General features: G+C 36.9%; 21 protein-coding genes. 13 read left to right on the forward strand and 8 right to left on the reverse strand.

Annotated elements, in window-relative coordinates; translation table 11 throughout:
- From ACIQ38_RS01015 to ACIQ38_RS01030, 4 genes are all read left to right on the forward strand, one after another.
- The gene (locus tag ACIQ38_RS01015; protein ID WP_402816947.1) at positions 1–444 is read left to right on the forward strand and encodes a DUF6526 family protein; all 444 of its coding nucleotides are present in this window, start codon (positions 1–3) and stop codon (positions 442–444) included.
- 48 nt (positions 445–492) lie between these two features.
- The gene (ytxJ, locus tag ACIQ38_RS01020; RefSeq protein WP_402816949.1) at positions 493–819 is read left to right on the forward strand and encodes a bacillithiol system redox-active protein YtxJ; all 327 of its coding nucleotides are present in this window, start codon (positions 493–495) and stop codon (positions 817–819) included.
- Positions 820–983: 164 nt separating this feature from the next.
- A complete protein-coding gene (locus tag ACIQ38_RS01025; protein ID WP_402819519.1) occupies positions 984–1319 on the forward strand; it encodes a thioredoxin family protein in 336 nt (111 codons plus the stop codon).
- An 83-nt stretch (positions 1320–1402) separates the two neighbouring features.
- Positions 1403–2005 (forward strand): class I SAM-dependent methyltransferase, encoded by a 603-nt coding sequence (locus ACIQ38_RS01030; RefSeq protein ID WP_402816951.1) that lies wholly within the window; start codon positions 1403–1405, stop codon positions 2003–2005.
- Positions 2006–2296: 291 nt separating this feature from the next.
- On the opposite strand, the gene ahpF is transcribed toward ACIQ38_RS01030, so the two are convergent.
- Positions 2297–3823 carry an alkyl hydroperoxide reductase subunit F gene (gene ahpF, locus ACIQ38_RS01035; protein WP_402816953.1) on the reverse strand — a complete coding sequence of 509 codons (1527 nt, stop codon included), beginning with the start codon at positions 3821–3823 and terminating at the stop codon, positions 2297–2299.
- Between the two features lie 16 nt (positions 3824–3839).
- Positions 3840–4409, reverse strand: coding sequence for an alkyl hydroperoxide reductase subunit C (ahpC, locus tag ACIQ38_RS01040; protein ID WP_402816955.1), 570 nt, complete (start codon positions 4407–4409; stop codon positions 3840–3842).
- 579 nt (positions 4410–4988) lie between these two features.
- On the opposite strand from ahpC, the gene ACIQ38_RS01045 reads away from it, so the two are divergent.
- Positions 4989–5537, forward strand: coding sequence for a YusW family protein (locus tag ACIQ38_RS01045; protein WP_402816957.1), 549 nt, complete (start codon positions 4989–4991; stop codon positions 5535–5537).
- A gap of 146 nt (positions 5538–5683) precedes the next feature.
- On the opposite strand, the gene yiaA is transcribed toward ACIQ38_RS01045, so the two are convergent.
- Entirely contained in the window at positions 5684–6154 is a 471-nt protein-coding gene (gene yiaA, locus ACIQ38_RS01050) for an inner membrane protein YiaA (RefSeq protein WP_402816959.1), read from the reverse strand.
- A 340-nt stretch (positions 6155–6494) separates the two neighbouring features.
- On the opposite strand from yiaA, the gene ACIQ38_RS01055 reads away from it, so the two are divergent.
- The 5 genes from ACIQ38_RS01055 (at position 6495) to ACIQ38_RS01075 (ending at position 10468) form a co-directional block, all read left to right on the forward strand.
- Positions 6495–6659: a hypothetical protein gene (locus ACIQ38_RS01055; protein ID WP_402816961.1), complete on the forward strand. Its 165-nt coding sequence runs from the start codon at positions 6495–6497 to the stop codon at positions 6657–6659.
- Positions 6660–6712: 53 nt separating this feature from the next.
- Positions 6713–6910: a M20/M25/M40 family metallo-hydrolase gene (locus ACIQ38_RS01060; protein WP_402819522.1), complete on the forward strand. Its 198-nt coding sequence runs from the start codon at positions 6713–6715 to the stop codon at positions 6908–6910.
- A 65-nt stretch (positions 6911–6975) separates the two neighbouring features.
- On the forward strand, positions 6976–8202 hold the full coding sequence (gene dpaL / locus ACIQ38_RS01065) for a diaminopropionate ammonia-lyase (protein WP_402816963.1): 1227 nt from the start codon (positions 6976–6978) through the stop codon (positions 8200–8202).
- Between the two features lie 592 nt (positions 8203–8794).
- Entirely contained in the window at positions 8795–9427 is a 633-nt protein-coding gene (locus ACIQ38_RS01070) for a LysE family translocator (protein WP_402816965.1), read from the forward strand.
- Positions 9428–9643: 216 nt separating this feature from the next.
- Complete coding sequence (locus ACIQ38_RS01075; protein ID WP_402816967.1) at positions 9644–10468, forward strand: ABC transporter ATP-binding protein; 825 nt, start codon at positions 9644–9646, stop codon at positions 10466–10468.
- A 148-nt stretch (positions 10469–10616) separates the two neighbouring features.
- Here the strand turns inward: ACIQ38_RS01075 and ACIQ38_RS01080 are convergent, their stop codons facing one another.
- Positions 10617–10943 carry a YflT domain-containing protein gene (locus ACIQ38_RS01080; RefSeq protein WP_402816969.1) on the reverse strand — a complete coding sequence of 109 codons (327 nt, stop codon included), beginning with the start codon at positions 10941–10943 and terminating at the stop codon, positions 10617–10619.
- Between the two features lie 154 nt (positions 10944–11097).
- Between ACIQ38_RS01080 and ACIQ38_RS01085 the strand changes: the two genes are divergently transcribed.
- Both ACIQ38_RS01085 and ACIQ38_RS01090 read left to right on the forward strand, forming a co-directional pair.
- Entirely contained in the window at positions 11098–11595 is a 498-nt protein-coding gene (locus tag ACIQ38_RS01085; RefSeq protein WP_402816971.1) for a flavin reductase family protein, read from the forward strand.
- A gap of 1341 nt (positions 11596–12936) precedes the next feature.
- Positions 12937–13332: a VOC family protein gene (locus ACIQ38_RS01090; RefSeq protein ID WP_402816973.1), complete on the forward strand. Its 396-nt coding sequence runs from the start codon at positions 12937–12939 to the stop codon at positions 13330–13332.
- A gap of 53 nt (positions 13333–13385) precedes the next feature.
- Here ACIQ38_RS01090 and ACIQ38_RS01095 read toward each other — a convergent pair whose 3' ends face one another.
- The 3 genes from ACIQ38_RS01095 to ACIQ38_RS01105 form a co-directional block, all read right to left on the reverse strand.
- A complete protein-coding gene (locus ACIQ38_RS01095) occupies positions 13386–14423 on the reverse strand; it encodes a PTS sugar transporter subunit IIC (RefSeq protein ID WP_402816975.1) in 1038 nt (345 codons plus the stop codon).
- Between the two features lie 249 nt (positions 14424–14672).
- The gene (locus ACIQ38_RS01100; RefSeq protein WP_402816977.1) at positions 14673–15413 is read right to left on the reverse strand and encodes a metallophosphoesterase family protein; all 741 of its coding nucleotides are present in this window, start codon (positions 15411–15413) and stop codon (positions 14673–14675) included.
- 15 nt (positions 15414–15428) lie between these two features.
- The gene (locus ACIQ38_RS01105) at positions 15429–16121 is read right to left on the reverse strand and encodes a TVP38/TMEM64 family protein (protein ID WP_402816979.1); all 693 of its coding nucleotides are present in this window, start codon (positions 16119–16121) and stop codon (positions 15429–15431) included.
- A gap of 364 nt (positions 16122–16485) precedes the next feature.
- On the opposite strand from ACIQ38_RS01105, the gene ACIQ38_RS01110 reads away from it, so the two are divergent.
- Complete coding sequence (locus ACIQ38_RS01110; protein WP_402816981.1) at positions 16486–17745, forward strand: erythromycin esterase family protein; 1260 nt, start codon at positions 16486–16488, stop codon at positions 17743–17745.
- A gap of 38 nt (positions 17746–17783) precedes the next feature.
- On the opposite strand, the gene ACIQ38_RS01115 is transcribed toward ACIQ38_RS01110, so the two are convergent.
- A complete protein-coding gene (locus ACIQ38_RS01115; protein WP_402816983.1) occupies positions 17784–18596 on the reverse strand; it encodes a DUF2785 domain-containing protein in 813 nt (270 codons plus the stop codon).
- Positions 18597–18719 lie beyond the last annotated feature (123 nt).

Here is an 18719-nt window from a genome sequence, read left to right on the forward strand (position 1 = left end):
TTGGAAGAAAAAAAGCTGCAAACCTATGAAAATCACACACGTCTTCACCCATTACAACATTTTATCCTCATGCCGATTAGTGCCATTACATTATTGGTGGCAATTGTCTATACGATTACGAGCATTTTGAAAGGTGATTTTTCCTTCATTACTTTTTTAATAATGGCTTTAGTGATTATGAGTATTATTGCAGGACTGCTAGCAAGGATGAATGCGTTAAAAGTTCAAGATCGGACGATTCGAGTGGAGGAACAACTACGCTATTTTATGTTAACGGGAACACCAATCGACTCTAAGATTACGTTATCGCAACTAATTGCCTTGCGCTTTGCTTCAGATGATGAGTTTCCAAGACTTGCTTCAAAAGCTGCATTAACTGGCATGACACCTGAGGAAATAAAAAAAGAAATTCAGCATTGGCGAGTGGATGAGCATCGGGTCTAAACGAGCTGCTCTGGCGCTTGTGTTGGGAATGTTGGAGGTTAAACACATATGGAACGAATCAAATCAATTGAAGAATGGCGAGAGTTATTGGAAAAGTCCAAAGAACAGCCTTTTCTTCTGTTTAAATTCAGCACTACATGCCTAAGTAGTCTATCAGCGATGAAAGAAGTACGAGCACTTGAAACAGAACTCCCTAAATATATAGTAATTGTACAAGAAGATAGGCTTGTTTCAAATGCGATTGGAAAAGACTTGGGAGTGAAGCATGAATCACCTCAACTTCTAATTTTGAAAGGTAAAAAGGGAATTTGGCAAGCTACTCACTACAGTATAAAGAAGTCCCTATTAATAGAGGCAATTAATACGTATGTTTGATTACTGGCAGGAAAAAAGACTTTTTAATAGTATTATAGATGATTTTAACTTTATTAATATTTGTAACGACACTGAAGATTTGGTTAGATATTAAGCGGTTGAACAAAATACTACTAATGACTGGTCTCACAAAGTTTAAACTATTGAAAATGAAAGGAGAAATTATGGTTACATTAACATCAATCGACTCAGTAGATAATTTTATCGTGAATCATCAGTTTAGTTTTTTATATATTTCAAGGACTAATTGTGGCGTATGCCACGCTATATTGCCTCAGGTGAAGAGTTTACTAAAAGAATTTCCACTCATCCAACTGGGACATATCAACGCAGATGATGTCGAAGAAATAGCTGGAAGTCTTTCGATTTTTACGGTACCTGCACTACTCTTATTTGTAGACGGTAAAGAAGTTTTAAGGGAAGCGCGTTTTGTTCAAATGCAATCATTGCATGAAAAGATAAGCAAAATTTATCAAATGATTGTAACTGAATCAGAGTGATTTTCGTTTATTCACTTTTATAGAAAATACTCCACTTAGCAATTATAGATACAAAAAACTACGTATGAAAGGGAGAATAAAAGATGAACCATTGGAATACCCGCTTTCAATCAGAGAATTATGTCTATGGCAAGGAACCAAATGCTTTTTTGAAGGAATTTCAGAAGAAAATAAAAAATAGCGGTGATGCTTTGGCCATAGCTGAAGGGGAAGGACGTAATGCAGTTTACTTAGCTCAGCAAGGAATGAATGTCACGGCATGGGATTATGCAGAATCTGGTCTTGCGAAAACAAATAAGCTTGCGGAAGAAAGGAACGTAGCGGTTTCCACCGAACTTGTGGATTTAAACGAGGCAAACTGGCATGAAGCTAAATGGGATGAAATTGTATGTATCTTTGGTCATTTCCCGAAGGAGCTTCGAGAGAAAACCCTTCAAGGTGTAAAGACTGCTATAAAACCTGGTGGGTATTTTCTAACAGAGGTATATTCACATTATCAGCTCCCGTATCAAAGTGGTGGACCGCAAAACCTGGATTTTCTATACAACCCGGAAGAGTTTCTAGAAAACTTTGCTGACTGGCGCATTGTTCATTTTTTCATGGGAGAGGTTGCCCGTTATGAAGGAGAACAACATAACGGATTGTCACATGTAATTCAATTTGTTGGGCAAAAACCATTGGAGTGACAGAATTAAAGTAAGCATATTGGTTGGAGATAATGATTCGAGTTAATTAATATATGCTAGATTCACCTTAGGAACTGATGATGACTTTACAAGTTTGGTTGAAAATGTAGAGATAGTGGTGCGTCATAGTAATTGGCATCTAACATTAACTAAACCCTTTACTTTAAGAAATGATTACTTTCATCTGTAATTTGGTTGTTCTAGTGCTGACTTGGTAGCTTTGCGAATAAGACTGGGCCAGTAAAAAAAGAACAGGCCCACTTTAGGCCTGTTCCTTAAACTATGCGCTTATTAATTTCTAACTAGATAATCGAATGCACCTAAAGCAGCGGTTGCACCTGAACCCATCGAAATAATAATCTGTTTATACGCGCTGTCCGTGCAGTCTCCTGCAGCAAATACGCCAGGTACGTTCGTTGCACCACGCTTATCAACAACGATTTCACCAAATTTCGTGCGTTCAACAGCGTCACCTAGCCATTCTGTACTCGGCACAAGACCGATTTGAACAAATACACCAGCTAGTTCAACATGCTTTTCTTCACCTGTTTCACGCTCAATGTAAGTAATACCGTTTACGTTATCAGTACCGGTAATTTCTTTCGTTTGAACATTTTTATGAACAGTAACGTTGGACAAGCTATAAAGACGCTCTTGTAGAACAGAATCGGCTTTTAACTCTGGCATAAATTCAAGAACGGTTACATGGTTAACAATACCTGCAAGGTCAATCGCTGCCTCGATACCGGAATTACCTCCGCCAATAACAGCAACATCTTTACCTGCAAATAATGGGCCATCACAATGTGGGCAGTATGCGACACCTTTGTTTTTAAACTCAGCCTCACCAGGTACGCCAACATTGCGCCAACGCGCTCCTGTTGAAAGGATTACGGTTTTACTCTTTAGAACAGCACCGTTCTCCAGTTCAATTTCAACTAGATCTTTCTTCTCCAAACGTTTTGCACGCTGTAAGTTCATCACATCGACATTGTACTCTTTTACGTGTTCCTCAAGACTTGAAGCAAGTTTAGGACCTTCCGTATGTTTAACACTGATGAAGTTTTCGATCGAAGCTGTATCCAAAATCTGACCACCGAAACGATTGGCAACAATCCCTGTACGAATGCCTTTACGTGCCGCATAAATTGCTGCACTTGCACCCGCTGGTCCACCGCCGATAACGAGTACATCATACGGATCTTTATCCGCGAATTCAGATGCATCTGGTCCGCTTCCCAGTTTTGCTAGAATTTCTTCGACAGTCATACGACCGCTAGAGAATGATTCTCCATTTAGTAATACAGTCGGAACAGCCATGATGTTTTTGCTTTCCACTTCATCTTTAAACGCTGCCCCGTCAATCATCGTATGCGTAATGTTAGGGTTTAACACGCTCATTAGGTTAAGTGCTTGTACAACTTCCGGACAGTTTTGACAGCTTAAACTAATATACGATTCGAAGCGATAAGTGCCTTCAAGTTTTTTCACTTGTGCAATCACTTTCTCATCGACTTTAGGAGCTCTGCCACTTACTTGTAATAAAGCAAGAACGAATGAAGTAAATTCATGTCCAAGTGGTATACCAGCAAAAACAACGCCAGTATCTTCACCGATACGATTAACACTAAAACTTGGTGTTCTTTCTAAGTCCACCATTTCTACTTTGATGTGAGATGACATCGTGGCTAACTCATCCACTAGTGATGCCATTTCACGAGAGACTTTATCGTCTCCAGCGCTAACTTTAAGTAGCACATCGCCCTCCATCAATTCAAGATATTGGGCTAATTGTGCTTTTATATCTGCGTCTAACATAGATTCTATCTACTCCTTAAATTTTCCCTACAAGGTCAAGGCTTGGCTTAAGTGTTTCTTCGCCTTCTTTCCATTTTGCTGGGCAAACTTCACCTGGATTGTTGCGAACATATTGTGCCGCTTTGATTTTGTCAACGAGAATACTTGCATCTCGACCAATACCATCCGCATTGATTTCAGCTGCTTGAACTACTCCGTCTGGATCGATGATGAATGTACCGCGTTGTGCAAGACCTGCTTCTTCGTCAAGTACATCAAAGTTGCGTGAAATAGTTTGTGCAGGGTCGCCGATCATGATATATTCCAGTTTGCTGATCGCATCTGAGTGATCATGCCAAGCTTTATGTGTAAAATGTGTGTCTGTTGAAACAGAATATACTTCAACGCCAAGTTCTTTTAGTGTCGCGTATTGATCTTGAAGATCCCCAAGTTCAGTAGGGCAAACGAATGTAAAATCTGCTGGGTAAAAGCAAACAACACTCCATTGACCTTTTAGGTTTTCTTCAGAAACCTCGATAAACTCACCGTTACCGCTATTAAAAGCAGAAGCTTTGAATGGTAATATTTCTTTTCCTATTAAAGACATAATATAAATTCCTCCTAGTGTGATTTCATTCATAGTTAGTTTAGGTTATATAGTCCTGTCCTAAACGGCAGTAATAATAAAATTTACTGCATCTTAACTATAATAATTACAATTACATAATTATTATCGTACGAGCGTTCCTGTTTGTCAACAATATCGCTTTAATTTATTGTTAATATTTTCACATAGTCGGAATGTTAACAGTAGTTTCATTGATGAAATGCTCAATCTTATTAATTTTCATGCTTCACAAAAGAAAGAAAGTGTCCATAAATCTCATCTACAATTTCTCAATTATCTAGAGAAATTCTCAATAACAGAATAATCAGTAAATAAAATTATGCAATTAATGTTGTCCAAAACAAACAATTTAGGATGCAAAAATGAAGAGTTGCTGAAGCGAACTCTCCGTTTAATCGTATTTTATTTTTATAAAAGGCAACTATGAAATTTTTTCTGTGGTCACTTATGATTTTCCTCCTTTAATACGGGATTCAAGCAATTATTAATATCAATTTGTATGTGGAGTGAAATCTTGCAAAGTGGGGAATGAATTAAATAAAAGGAGGTTTTTCTAGGATGAAGAAAATATACATTTTTCTCTTAGTATTGGCAGTTTCGCTTACCTTAGCTGCTTGTGGAAACGCCAAGAAAGAGGAGCAACAGGTGAATGAAGCTCCTGTCAATGAAGGAAATATGCAAGAGGAAGTAGATACAAAAAATGAGCCAGATGAATCTGCTAGCACGAATGTAAATGGCAACGAAACAATTACGGTCAGTCAAGAAGATATGCAGAAAAAAATAGATGAACTTAATTATCTTGATTTTGAATTGGAAGTTAAATATGCCAATAATCAAGAATACGAAGCAGAACTGGAAAGGGAAAGTGATATTTCCATCAAATCCAAAATAGAGGATTCGGTGAACAATGTAAAGGTAAATGGTTCGGATGCATTCAATGAATTGTATCCGCTAGTGAAGCAACTGACTATTACGCAACAAACTACAAAGGACGAAGCCATTAAAGAAGTATTAGCTACATTCAATTTACCAGATGACTATCAAAAGTTTGAAATGGACATAAAATTTAAAGATGGAACAAGTTTAGAATTTGAAGATAGAAAATAATTGAATTACCCCCACTAAGAAATGAAGTGGGGGTAATTCAGTAAGAGTATTTTTAAAATTTTGGTGTTTATACTGGTGGGATTTGCCTAGACAATAACTAACGAATATTTTATATAAAGAAGACTGTCAATTAGATGGAAAGTTGCTCAATCTATTTCTTTTGCTTTCTGTGTATCTCTAACATTTTTCTGAACTGTTATTGCTGCAAATATACTCAGAACAAAAGCCATACCATAAAATCCTTTTTCACTTAATACAATACTACCTGCATTGTATAAACCGATGGCCATCATTAAAATGGATATGATCAGGGCAAACCAGCTAATGGCATAGTAAATATTCGTAACTGGTATTCCTTCCTCTTTATCTCTTACTGCTTTTTGTAAAGAAACAGATGAATAGAGTCCAAATATTAAAATTGCAAAGTAGTATCCTTTTTCGTTCAGTTCCATCGCTGCATTAAATAAACCTATGAGATATGCTGATACCCCTATTAACAGTGCTGCGATGGAAGCTCCTTTGAAAGCTAAAGTTGGTTCTCCTTCGCTTCTTTCTACTTTCAATTTCCGTTCAATTTGTTTTTCTTTATTAAATAATTCCTCATTGTCATTAGTCATTGAATTTCTCCTCCCTTTTATAAAATCATATCCAAACGAGTACAAAACGGCAACCATTTTTCGAAAATTTCCATTTGTTCCACAAGCCTAGAGATCGACGTTCCAAGCGTTAAAAGGTCGATTGCATAATAGTTTGAGGTAAATAAGAAAATCTCCACTCATGTCGGGGAATTCTTGACTCAAAAAAAAGTTCAACGCTCGTCCACGGAAAGCGAAAATTTATATGAAGTATGAAAAAAAAGTTTTTTGACTATTCATAATGCGCTAGATGGTTTTATGTTATATTATCGTATAATTAGCAGACTATAACAATTGTGTATAAAAAATAGAAGGTGAAAAGATGGATTTGATGAATATTCAACCCGTCGTGCAAAGTATGGCGGATGCGATAGCGGCGGTTTTGAAGATTGAAGTCGAGATTGCAAACCAACGATTTATACGAGTTGCAGGAACTGGGGAACAAATAGAAAGTGTTCTTCATAAAAAGGGGTATCCATTTCTGTAGAGTGACTGGTGCGTTTTGAACCGGTTATTTTTGATGACAATATTGTTGAACTTGTGGAGTATGCAGCTACTCAGCGTGGGCTTCAGTCCAAGCTGATGACGTCTGGCGCTAGTCATGATGCACAGATGATCTCCCGTATTTGCCTGGCAGCTATGATTTTTGTTCCGAGCACGGATGGGATTAGTCACAACCCTCGTGAGTACACAGCGGAATCAGACTTATTCGCAGGAGCCAATGTACTGCTGATGTAGTTGCTCATCTTGCAGACATACAGTGAGTTACAGCAACACAAAATTAGGTTAGGAGAGAGATTACCATGCAGAAAACAAATCAAGCGGATGTTAAATTAGCAACGAATCATTTTTATTCATCTGAATATATCGAAGAGGAGTTATCCAATTTTAAGGAAGAGCAGATTAAAAGCATTCATGAGTTTCAAAAAACGCATCGTTTATACACGGAAACCCCACTCTATCACTTGAAGCATTTAGCTAAACATTTAAATGTTGCAGATATAAGAGTGAAAGATGAGTCACAGCGTTTTGGTTTAAATGCCTTCAAAGTAATGGGCGGTATATATGCCATCGCCAAGTATTTGGCGGATTGTTTAGGAGAAAACATTGAAAATCTTTCTTTTGAAGAGTTGCAGTCTCCTAGAGTCAAGGAACAGCTTGGTGGATTAACTTTCATTACTGCAACAGATGGCAACCACGGTCGAGGGATTGCTTGGGCGGCAAGGGAGCTAGGACATAAATCGGTCGTTTATATGCCAAAAGGTTCAACAAATAGACGGCTGCAAGCGATTCGTGATGAAGGGGCAGAAGCTGCTATTACGGATATCAATTATGATGATACGGTCAGATTGTGCGCTGACTTAGCGCATGAAAATGGATGGATTCTAGTTCAAGATACGGCATGGGAAGGTTACGAGGATATTCCACTTTGGATAACGCAAGGGTATGCTTCTATAGCAAAAGAGGTCGTAGAGCAGCTAGACGCAGATAACGGACAACAACCAACACATATTTTCCTACAGGCGGGGGTAGGATCTTTTGCGGCGGCAATTACAGGTTATATGGTTGAACATTATCGCAACAATCCTCCCATTGTGGTTGTAGTGGAACCAGAACATGCAGATTGTTATTATCGCTCTTTTTCAAGTAAAGAAGGTACAAGAGAAGTTGTCAGTGGAGATATGAACACAATCATGGCTGGATTGGCTTGTGGAGAACCGAATACGGACGCATTTCGTTTGCTGCGGCAATATGCCAAAGGAACATTTTCGTGTAACGATAATATCGCTGCACTTGGTATGCGTGTGTATGGCAATCCCCTTAAGGATGATCCACGTGTCATTTCGGGGGAGTCTGGAGCAGTAACATTAGGTTTGCTATATCATTTACGGAAAATAGCTAGTGATCCTGCGGTTAACAACGAAATTTCACTTGAATCTAATTCTCGTATTTTGCTTATAAGTACGGAAGGAGATACTGATCCAGCGACCTATCAAAAGGTTGTATGGGAAGGTCTTTGTCCGAATTAACAAGGGGCACCTAATGGCCACTAAACTTGTTAGATAGCATCAGTTTTAGCAATTATTTTATTGTTCAGACCACCCGCATAACAAGTCAGGTTCCTGCCTTTTGTAATATTAGAGATAATGAGAAAACAACAAGGAAGTTGGAAGAAAGTTCAAACTACGGTATTGAAAGAGGAATCGGTAAAAAGCACAAGTTTTGAAACATATAGATTAAAACTTGTGCTTTATATTAATTCGATTCGACTTCGGATTGTCGATAAAAAAATACTCAATAATGGCATATCCGGCTACTCCAATTGCAAAAAAAAGTAAAGATAACTCCAATTGTTTTATTCATCATTATACCTCTCCGTTTTTTGGTGGGATATTAAATGCACTTCAACTTAACGGAGTAAATATACAATGTACGGAACATTCCGTCAACGTATTAAAATTTACAAAAAGCGGTTCTGTATGGGTTCCATGTAATTTGTCTTCTTCTAATCAGTTAGAAACAAAGTAAATTTCAAAAAAATGTATAGTTTGTTTGTATTTTTATGCTAAAATATTTATAAACGGACGTATGAAGGGATAAAAGCTGGAAGAAGTGTTTCTTTTGAGTTTATTTTTTACGTATTTACTAGCAGGACTTGCTATTGCAATGCCTGTGGGAGCAATGACGGTTGAAATGACGAAGCAAGGTTTGAAAAATGGGTTCATGCATGGGTGGGCTGTAGGATTAGGTGGAATGACAATCGACTTCCTATTAATTATTGGCCTATATATGGGACTTGCTTCGGTTCTTGCGACACCTTATATTCAAATACCAATGTGGCTTATTGGTGCATGTTTTTTAGCATTTTTAGGTTATGAATCTATCAAAAATGCGGATCAGGGTATAACACTAGCTGGTGATAAACCAACGAAATCATTTTTTAGTTCATACCGGAATGGTTTACTCGTAGCTGTTTCACCTGGAAACCTTGTGTTTTGGATTTCCGTCTTTGGAGCAGTACTTGCCGATTCGTATGATACGACGCAGCCATCTACATTTTTGATTGTCGGAGCAGGTATTTTAGCGGGTATTTTACTGCATGATGTTGGACTACTTGCAATTGTTTCGGTAACAAGGAAGGTAATGAATCAAACAATGATCAAGTGGGTATCCATCATTGCTGGATTGATATTAATAGGTTTTGCAGGATACTTTTTATATGAGTTTGTAATGGCGATCAAAGGGATAATGTAAATATATGTGTAAAGAAAGAAGGGGAGAAAGTACACTTTGAAATAAGGTGTACTTCTTCCCTTTTATCGTATCAAGCAGATTTATAAAGAAATTTAGTGAGTCGACTAAAAAAGATTTACTTGCATGGATTATACAAGGTTGTTACTATTCTGATATCTTCGTTTGCAAAAAACTTATATAATATGTGCAAATTAAATGAAGAATGGGGGAAAAGATTTGGGGAAAATTGTCACCTTCAAGGATGTATCATGGAGAAGAAATGGACAGGAAATTTTGAGGCAAATTGATTGGGAAGTTAAGGAAAACGAACATTGGGCCATTTTAGGATTGAACGGTTCTGGGAAAACATCCTTATTAAATATCGTTACTGGCTATAACTTTCCAAGTAGTGGACATGTTAATGTTCTAGGGAACGAATTTGGTAGAACGAATTTACCGGAACTGCGAAAAGAAATTGGGTATGTGAGCAGTTCATTAGAGAGGTTTTCTCAAATTTTAGAACGTGAAACTGTAGAGGAAATCGTTGTAAGTGGTAAATTTGCTTCCTTTGGTTTATACGAAAAAGTTTCAAATGAGGACTGGGAAAAAGCAGATGCTTTACTTGCTGCATTGCGTTTAGATTACTTGAGTGGGAAATCATACAATTTGTTATCACAAGGAGAAAGAAGAAGGGTTCTTATCGCTCGGGCTTTAATGAGTGATCCTAAAATTCTTATTTTAGATGAACCATGTACAGGTTTAGATGTGTTCTCTCGTGAAGAAGTGTTATTTTTAATGAATGAGATTGTCCAAAATAATTGTCATGTACTATATGTGACGCACCATATTGAAGAAATCGTGGACGTCATTTCGCATGTGGTATTACTTCGGGATGGAAAAATAGTAGCCTCAGGCCCAAAGCAGGATGTTTTGACGGATGAATTATTATCAGAAGCATATAAAATGCCGGTAAAAATACGTTGGGAAGAAAATCGACCTTGGCTAACAATACAAAAAAATCTTGAAATGACAAAGTTGCATCATATAAAAACATTACGTTAGGAGTTTTACTGTGTACGAATAAAGATCATTCCTAAATAGTGGATTAGGCTTTTTTTCAAGAAACACTTTTAGAAAAAATCTAGAGTTAAGCATCAAAATAAGTGGTACTAGAATCAAATCTAGTACCACTTACTGGAACTTCTGTATATTATGCAGGTTTATGTGCAATAATTACTAGCTTACCTTTATCGAGTTCTGCTTCTGCAGTTGCAGCTTCCTCTTTGGATAGGCCAACCGATTCCATTTTGCTTCGAAGCTCATCTCCGCGAGAAGTAAATAAATTTTTCATCGATTCAAGGAAACCTTGTTCTTTCATCCCGACATCAGAAGTATCTAGGGCATCGTTAATATCATCAGCTCTCTCTTTGAAATGAGCAAAAATATGAATATGATCTTTTGAATATCCTTGTGTCTCCAGTTTTTCGATTTCTTCTTTCGCTTGTAAGGCATTTTCTACTGTTAATTTGACTGTCATTATAAATTCCTCCATTGTTGTTTTATTTGTGATATAACTATCTTTACCCTTCCTAATATGATTTAAACAAAATAAAATAATGTGGAATCAAAACGTGTGAAAGAATATAATGACTTTGATATGCTTAAAAGAAAATAGAATGGAAGAAGTGCATATGGACAATAAAATAGAACAAATAGCAAGTTTTAAGGCAGCAATGGGCAATTACCCTACAGGTGTCACGGTTGTAACAGCATTCAACCAAGAGGGAAAACCAATGGGACTAACAGTTAACTCATTTGCATCGGTTTCATTAGAACCACTGCTTATTTTATGGTCTATTGATAAGCGCGTGTACTCTTATGAAGAATTTTTAAAAGTAGACAAATTTACGGTGAACATTTTAGCATCTGATCAGAGCGATTTATGTACACTATTTTCTAGCAAAATAGAGGACCGTTTTAGTCAATGCGACTGGAAAAAGTCTAAGTTGGATTTGCCAGTACTGTCGGATACGTTAGCTACTTTACAATGTAAAGTATTTAGCCAAATCGATGCAGGGGATCATACGACGATTATCGGTGAAGTGCTAGACATTCAAAATGAAAATAAAGAACCGCTCCTATACCATCGTCGTACCATTGGTGCAATACCGGAAGAATTTTATCATTAAAGTGGAAAAAGGCATCTTCGATTTAGAGAGGATGTCTTTTTTTATCGCTTAGGAAACTATAAAATTTTTGACATGTGGATAACTTTAAAAAAACATTAAATTTGGATTTATAGATTTGAGCGTGGTATAGGGATAGTGTGTCTTAGTGACCGCTGTGATTTTCGCTGCAGTCGTACGCTTTCCGCCGGGTGAGCGATGAGCCATCCCCGCCGCCCTTAGGCGTACGTTGGGATGTCTCATTTGCCCACTCATCCGACAGGAGTCGACGCCTACAGCGAAAATCAATGGGAATTGCTTACCTATGGGTGTAGAACCGCCAAAAAAATAAAATTTGAAATAGTTTTTTAATTGCATGCATCCAGTAAATGGATTAGGGTAACAAACCAGTCATTGAAAGCAACCATTTTCTTAAAGCAGCAACTTTACTTGGATCGAGATGCATTATTGGATTAGCACATCGTAGTAGCCGCTATGACTTCCACTGCTGGACGGACACTTTTCCCTGGATGAAGTGAAAATCAATGGAAATTGCATACTTATTGGTACAGAACCGCTGAAAAAATAAAATTTAAAACAGTTTTTTCATTGCATGCATCCAGTAAATGGCTAAGGGCAATCAAAAAGCTATTGAAAGCTACTAATTTTAGTACGAAAGCAACCAAAACCAGCAGCAGAGCAACTAAATTGCCATTGAAAGCAACTATCTTCTCACAATAGCTCTTTACTTGAATTGAGGCGACTATGATTTAGACGTATTATAGGAATAACATGCCTAAAAGCCCATCGAACTTGGCTGGTCGGCATCTGCTCGACTATTTTGTCGAGTTCAAAGGCAAGATTGTCTCGTTCGACCATTCAGTGTTAATTTCGAACACTGATAAGTAAGTTTTTTCTATTAATTTTCGCTGCAGGGCGGCGACTCCAATGGGATCAAGTGAGCAAAATGAGACTTCACAACGTACGCGCGCAAGCGTGGCGGTGAAGGCTCATCGTTCACCCCATGGAAAGCGTCCGACCTGCAGCGAAAATCCAGCGGACACTTCATTCAACTCACTACCGCGCAGTATCCCTATTATGCGTTTCATTTCATTCGAAATTCTTTTTACTGAATCGGGCAGAGACAGGCGCATGCGCTTTTGTTCTTTATTGTATCCATATTTTATAGAAAATAGAGAACCGATTTTGAAAACAATAATTTATTATTAATAGAGTTATGCACAGGCGAGCTAGCTGCCTTATATATTTTGAGAAAAATATATAATTATTAATCGTAAATATTCAGAAAATATGGCATAATCACTTTGTATATGTCTTCAATAATTATAGAAAAGAGGTTCTCAGATGGGTAGAGTTGTACATTTTGAAATTCATGTAGATGATATGGACAGGGCTAAGCAATTTTATGGGGAAGTTTTTGGCTGGCAGTTTGAAGACTGGAGCAATTTTGCGGGAACACCTTATTTTGGAGCAATCACTGGGAATAAAGAGGAAATGGGGATTGATGGTGCTTTAATGCAACGTAGAACGCCATCACCTGAAAGTGGACAAAGCATGAATGCATTTGTTTGTACAATGCAAGTGGAAGATTATGATGCAACAGAAGCGGCAATTTTAGCTCATGGTGGTACAGTATCTGTTCCGAAACATCCATTACCGGGAATGGCTTGGCAAGGATATTTTACCGATTCAGAAGGAAATATTATTGGAATTCATCAACCAGACGAGAACGCCAAATAAATTATGAATGCCAGGAACCAACAATATTTAGGTTGGATTCCTGGCATTTTTACTTATTCGAAATCTAATTTATAATCATTTGCTTTAATCATTTTTAACTTTCGAGAGAAGACATAGATGAGACCGATATTTAATATAATCGGAAGGATTAAAAATGTGCTTAACATGATCGTGATATTTTCTAGTGTCCATCCACCATCTGCTAAATTTATGTAATTTAAAGGACCCACTAATCCGGATATGCCGAATCCAGCACTATAAGGTGTACCTTGGATGTTCAGTACTCCTGCGAGTGCTCCAAGTATTGCAGCTGTAATTAGCATAGGAAAAGCAATCTTTGGTTTCATAAAGAAGTTTCTCATTTGAATTTTCGGTGAACCTAACACATGTGCAAGAGCAGTACCGAGGCTATTTGCTTTGTAGCTTGCAATTGCCAAACCAAACCCAGTTGCTACGATACCTAGATTTGCAGCACCTGACCCAATTCCTGAAAGCATGATAACTGTTGCAACACCAACAGTAGAAATAGGGGAGAGAATAATGAGACTAAAAACTACTGCAATAATTGCTCCCATTAAAACTGGCTGTAGCGTTGTAAGATGAGCTATGCCTTGACCTAGTAGTCCTGTGGATTTTTTCATAAATGGTAACATTAAATAACCAATCATCCCGGGAACTAAGATTGTTAAAGTAGGAATAACTAAAATGGAATATTCTCTTAATCGGTCGCCAACTAGTTTTACAAATAACACTGCTAGTGCGGCAGTAATTCCCGTGTTAATAACGATTCCAATACCTTGAAGTGCAAATAAGCCATCTGCTGTTTTTTGAACCGCGCCACTACCAACCATGGCAGAAATACCAACGCTTGCTGTTTGAATTGGTGTTAGTTCAAACTTAATCCCTACCATTACACCAATCATTACGGGCAATAAACTCATGACAAATACAGTAATATCAAATAAATGTTGTAATGCTGGAACATGAGGGATTATTAACTTTAATATCTCCCCAAGCAATGCATTTGGAATCAATGCAACTACAATTCCAATGCTCATCCCTGTTAATAACTTATTGAAAAATTCTTTCACCTTACTAATCTCCATTTCTATGATGTATATTGTTGTTCATTATAGGGAGTATTCAGACAATATTCAATATACTTCAACGCTTTAAAGTGAGAGAGAATGAAATGACATCAAAAATATACTACAATAGGATGAATATATGCGGTTGTCCAAAGGGGATTTGCTCGACAATTTGTCTAGTAAAGAAAAGATAAATCCCCTTGAACGTTTATATTGTTCAAAGGGATCTGCCTTGTAAAAAGTAATTTATAGTTATTCTCCTACATAAAAAAGTTTAAACATAATTTCTCTTTGAGGGACTTGGAGTGTCTCGAATCTTTGGAGAAAACTTTTTTTATTATATGGTACATGATGTATTTCTATAACTGGCTGTTTTTCTTTTGTAAAGTCAATAATTGCATATGGAGCCGTATTCTCTTTGGATACACCTAAGGCACCTGGATTTAAATAAATTTGTTGTTCGTTTTTAAAAAGGTGTTCAGGATGATGGTGACCAAAACAGATAATGTCAGCAGGATAGTTGGCGAACATTTTCTCCATATTATGTAAAGTTGGCTCTAGTATACTGTGAAAAGGCTCGTCATTAATATGAGCATTACGCTTATTTAGTTCAATATGATAGTGAATTCCAATGATGCGTGTCTCATTTATTTCTTTTTCAATCATACGTGGCAAGCTCTTTAGTTTATCCGTATTTTCTTTGGATAATCGTTTTGCAACCCATTCGTGATGTTCACGTGTATGTTTATAAGTTTCCGGATGTCCTTCTCCTGCGATAAGTGACAAGATAGCTTCATCATGATTTCCTGTAATCATACGAATGGTCGGACGGGCAAATAGTAAGTCTAATACTTCGTTTGTGTCTGGGCCCATTGCTATCATATCTCCAAGGCACCAAATTTCTTCAATATCTCCACGTGCGTCGATTTCCTCCAAAACAGCTTGAAGTGCTAGTTCGTTGCCATGAATATCTGTCAGTATTGCGAGTTTCACATGTATTCACTCCATTTATGGGAATAATTTATCCTTATCATCACGAGTCATGTTTCTTTTGCGCTTCATTACTTTGGATAAATAAAATAGAAGAATGGCTGCTGCGATAATAATCCAAATAATATATTCATCCCAATTGGCAGATAATATTCCCGCCGGTATGAGGGCGAGGATGAAGAAATAAATAAAGTTACCGATTGAAGTTGCGAGTAAATAAGGAAGTAATCGGATCGTGCTTAGACCAGCAACAATATTCACTAAGCTCGTAGGTACAAATGGGAAAATCCTTGCTTGGAAAACATAAGAAAATCCATTTGCATCTATCTTTTCAATCAACTTTGTATTGAATTTTTCCGCAATAACCTCTTGAAAAATGTAACGCACCCCATAATACACAAGCAAAGAGGCAAGCACACCAGTTAGCCAGCTCCATATAAAACCGTTGATAAACCCAAATAGCGTCATATTAATCGTAATGACAAGGATTAATGGAAAAATAGTAAAAGAGTTTTGAATGAGCATGACTAAAAACATGAAAAATAAAGCATATCCCATATTTTTGTTTAAAAACTTACGAATTTCTTCTATGTCGCCATTCCAAAGTAACATGATTAAATCTCTATTAAATGTAAAAAATAAGCCGAAAAGGAACAATCCACACCACAATAACCATTGTCTTTTTGTAAGTTTATTTAATATAGTTTTCATAAGTCACCGTGCTTTCTATACAATGTACGGTTCAACCTTAATTATTATTCAATAGTACCATGATTTTATGAAATCTAAAGTAAATTGCTATGCTGTAAATAAAAGAGTTAAAACTTGATGAAAATTATGAACTGATGGGTGTGGATAAAGAGAATATTGCACTAATTTTTATATATGAATCCATTAAATAGCAAAGAGCAATTAATTGATCTTTGAAAGCAACCAATTCTTAAAATAACAAGCTTACTTGGAGTGAGATGATTAAGGCTTATTTATTATGTTGTTTGAAAGCATAAGGAAAAAGGAATCGTATCTGTGAAGAGAATGAAAGGTCAACGCCTAACTCAAACTAAATGGAAAAGGAGTGTTTTCATTGATTCCACTAGAAGAAGCGATAAAAAAGTATGCTTTGCCTTATGAAACAAATGAAGATTTGACGCCGATTTTGGAGGCGATTGGAGATGCAAAAATCGTTCTTTTAGGTGAAGCAAGCCATGGCACTTCAGAGTTTTATACAGTTCGTGCTGAGCTATCCAAAAGATTGATTGAAGAAAAAGGATTCACCCTTATTGCTGTAGAAGGGGATTGGCCGTCGACTCAACCTATAAATAGATTTATCAAAGGGTATAAAGAAGGTCCGGCGAATGTTCACAATGCGCTCAAAGCTTTTAAACGATTTCCAACTTGGATGTGGGCAAATGAAGAAATTGCTGAATTTGTTACATGGCTAAAGAAACATAATGAGCAAAAAGAGGAAAAGGTGGGATTTTACGGGATAGATGTATATAGTTTATGGGAATCGTTAGAGGAAGTAATCACTTATTTGAGTAAAAAAGATCCTGAAGGAACAGATTTGGCGTTTGCGAAAAAAGCATTTGCTTGTTTTGAACCGTTTAACCGTCACCCCGAAACGTATGCAATATCCTCCATCAACATTTCGGAAGCATGTATAGATGAAGTTTCCAAGCTATTGACTTCCATACGAGCACATGATGATAAACATAAAGATAGCGAAGAAACAGATTTAAATTTAAAAATAAATGCCATGGTTGCTAGGAATGCAGAAGAATACTATCGTGCGATGGTGCGAAGCGATGAGTTATCATGGAATGTTCGTGATGAGCATATGGTTGAGACAATCAATGAAATCATGGATTACCATGGGAAAGAAGCAAAAATAATTATTTGGGAACATAATACGCATATTGGAGATGCTTCTGCGACAGATATGGAAGCAGCCGGAATGGTGAATGTGGGTCAAATATTGCGTTTGCAAAATAGTAAAGAAAATGTATTTGCTATTGGTTTTGGCACACATCGGGGTACAGTGATCGCATCGAAGGAATGGGGACTTTCGTACAAAGAAATAGAAGTGCCACCCGCAAGAGCAGAATCTTGGGAAGATGTATTACATAAAGCTGGTGCTTTTAATAAGCTGCTCTTATTTAATGAGGAGAACCGTTGGTTGTTTAATAATTGGATTGGTCACCGGGCAATAGGAGTTGTATACAATCCAGAATTTGAGGCATATGGCAATTATGTACCGTCTAAAATCGGAAGTCGTTATGATGCTTTTATTTATATTGATCAAACCAAAGCACTTTCACCAATAGTCAAGAATTGAAATAGGCGCTCGCAGAATACGGGAGCAGCCTAAGAGTACTAATAGAGCGATTTAATGACAAGTTGTTTAATGATTTCTCTCAAATCTTGTTGGATGGCTTCTCTTTCCAGTAAAAAATAAGTAGATTTCAAGAAGTTTTTAAATGCAAGTTGGGCATAATATGGTTGTAATGCGCCGTTCGCATTTGCTTGTTTATCGGCAAGTAATTGATGAAGTTCTAATAACCAATCAATGATCTCTGATTCCTGAAGATGATTCTTTGTTAACGTTACAAATGCATAGGACAGGCGTTCTTCTTCGTTATCTTGGTACCCATGAGAGATGGTAATAAAACGAGCGATATGTTGCAGAACTTTTCGCGCATCTTCTTCCGTTGCACATGGATGTTTGATGAGCGAATCTAATAAGTCTGCTCCATGTGCAGCGGCATGGGCCCAACCTTTATTTTCTACATAACCTCTTAAATCATTCTCTTTTGTCATGTATTCATGGGTAGCATCCATGACTTTTCTTATTAAATCTACATTAATCTTCTGTTTCTTGGCATCATATTCTAGTATTACCGCGTATACAAGAGAAGTGAACGATCGTGTAAATACATCGTCTGAACTAGGTTGTTCGATATTCTTTATTAGTAATTTATTTTCTAGTAGATTATTTAAGATATATTCCAGTTGAGATGTGTCTAAATAGTCCTTAGATACTAATGTCCAAAAGGCAGTGTAGATTAATTTATCCCTTAAAATGGGGTCTGTAGAACCGATATTTTTAATCATTTCATCTAACACATTAGTTGGAACAAGTTTTAATTCTTCTACTATAATACTTTTTAATTGTTCTTCGAAGTTCATCATTTTTTCTCCTTAAGTTCCTATTTTTAATATTGAACATCTAAAAATATTACTTGTTTCGCAAGGTAATTGATTTAATATAAATAAAGCTTATTAAAATGTCAACTAGGAAAATGGAGCGCA

It is taken from the genome of Psychrobacillus sp. NPDC096389, from assembly GCF_044762855.1.
In the GTDB taxonomy this organism is placed as follows: Bacteria; Bacillota; Bacilli; order Bacillales_A; family Planococcaceae; genus Psychrobacillus.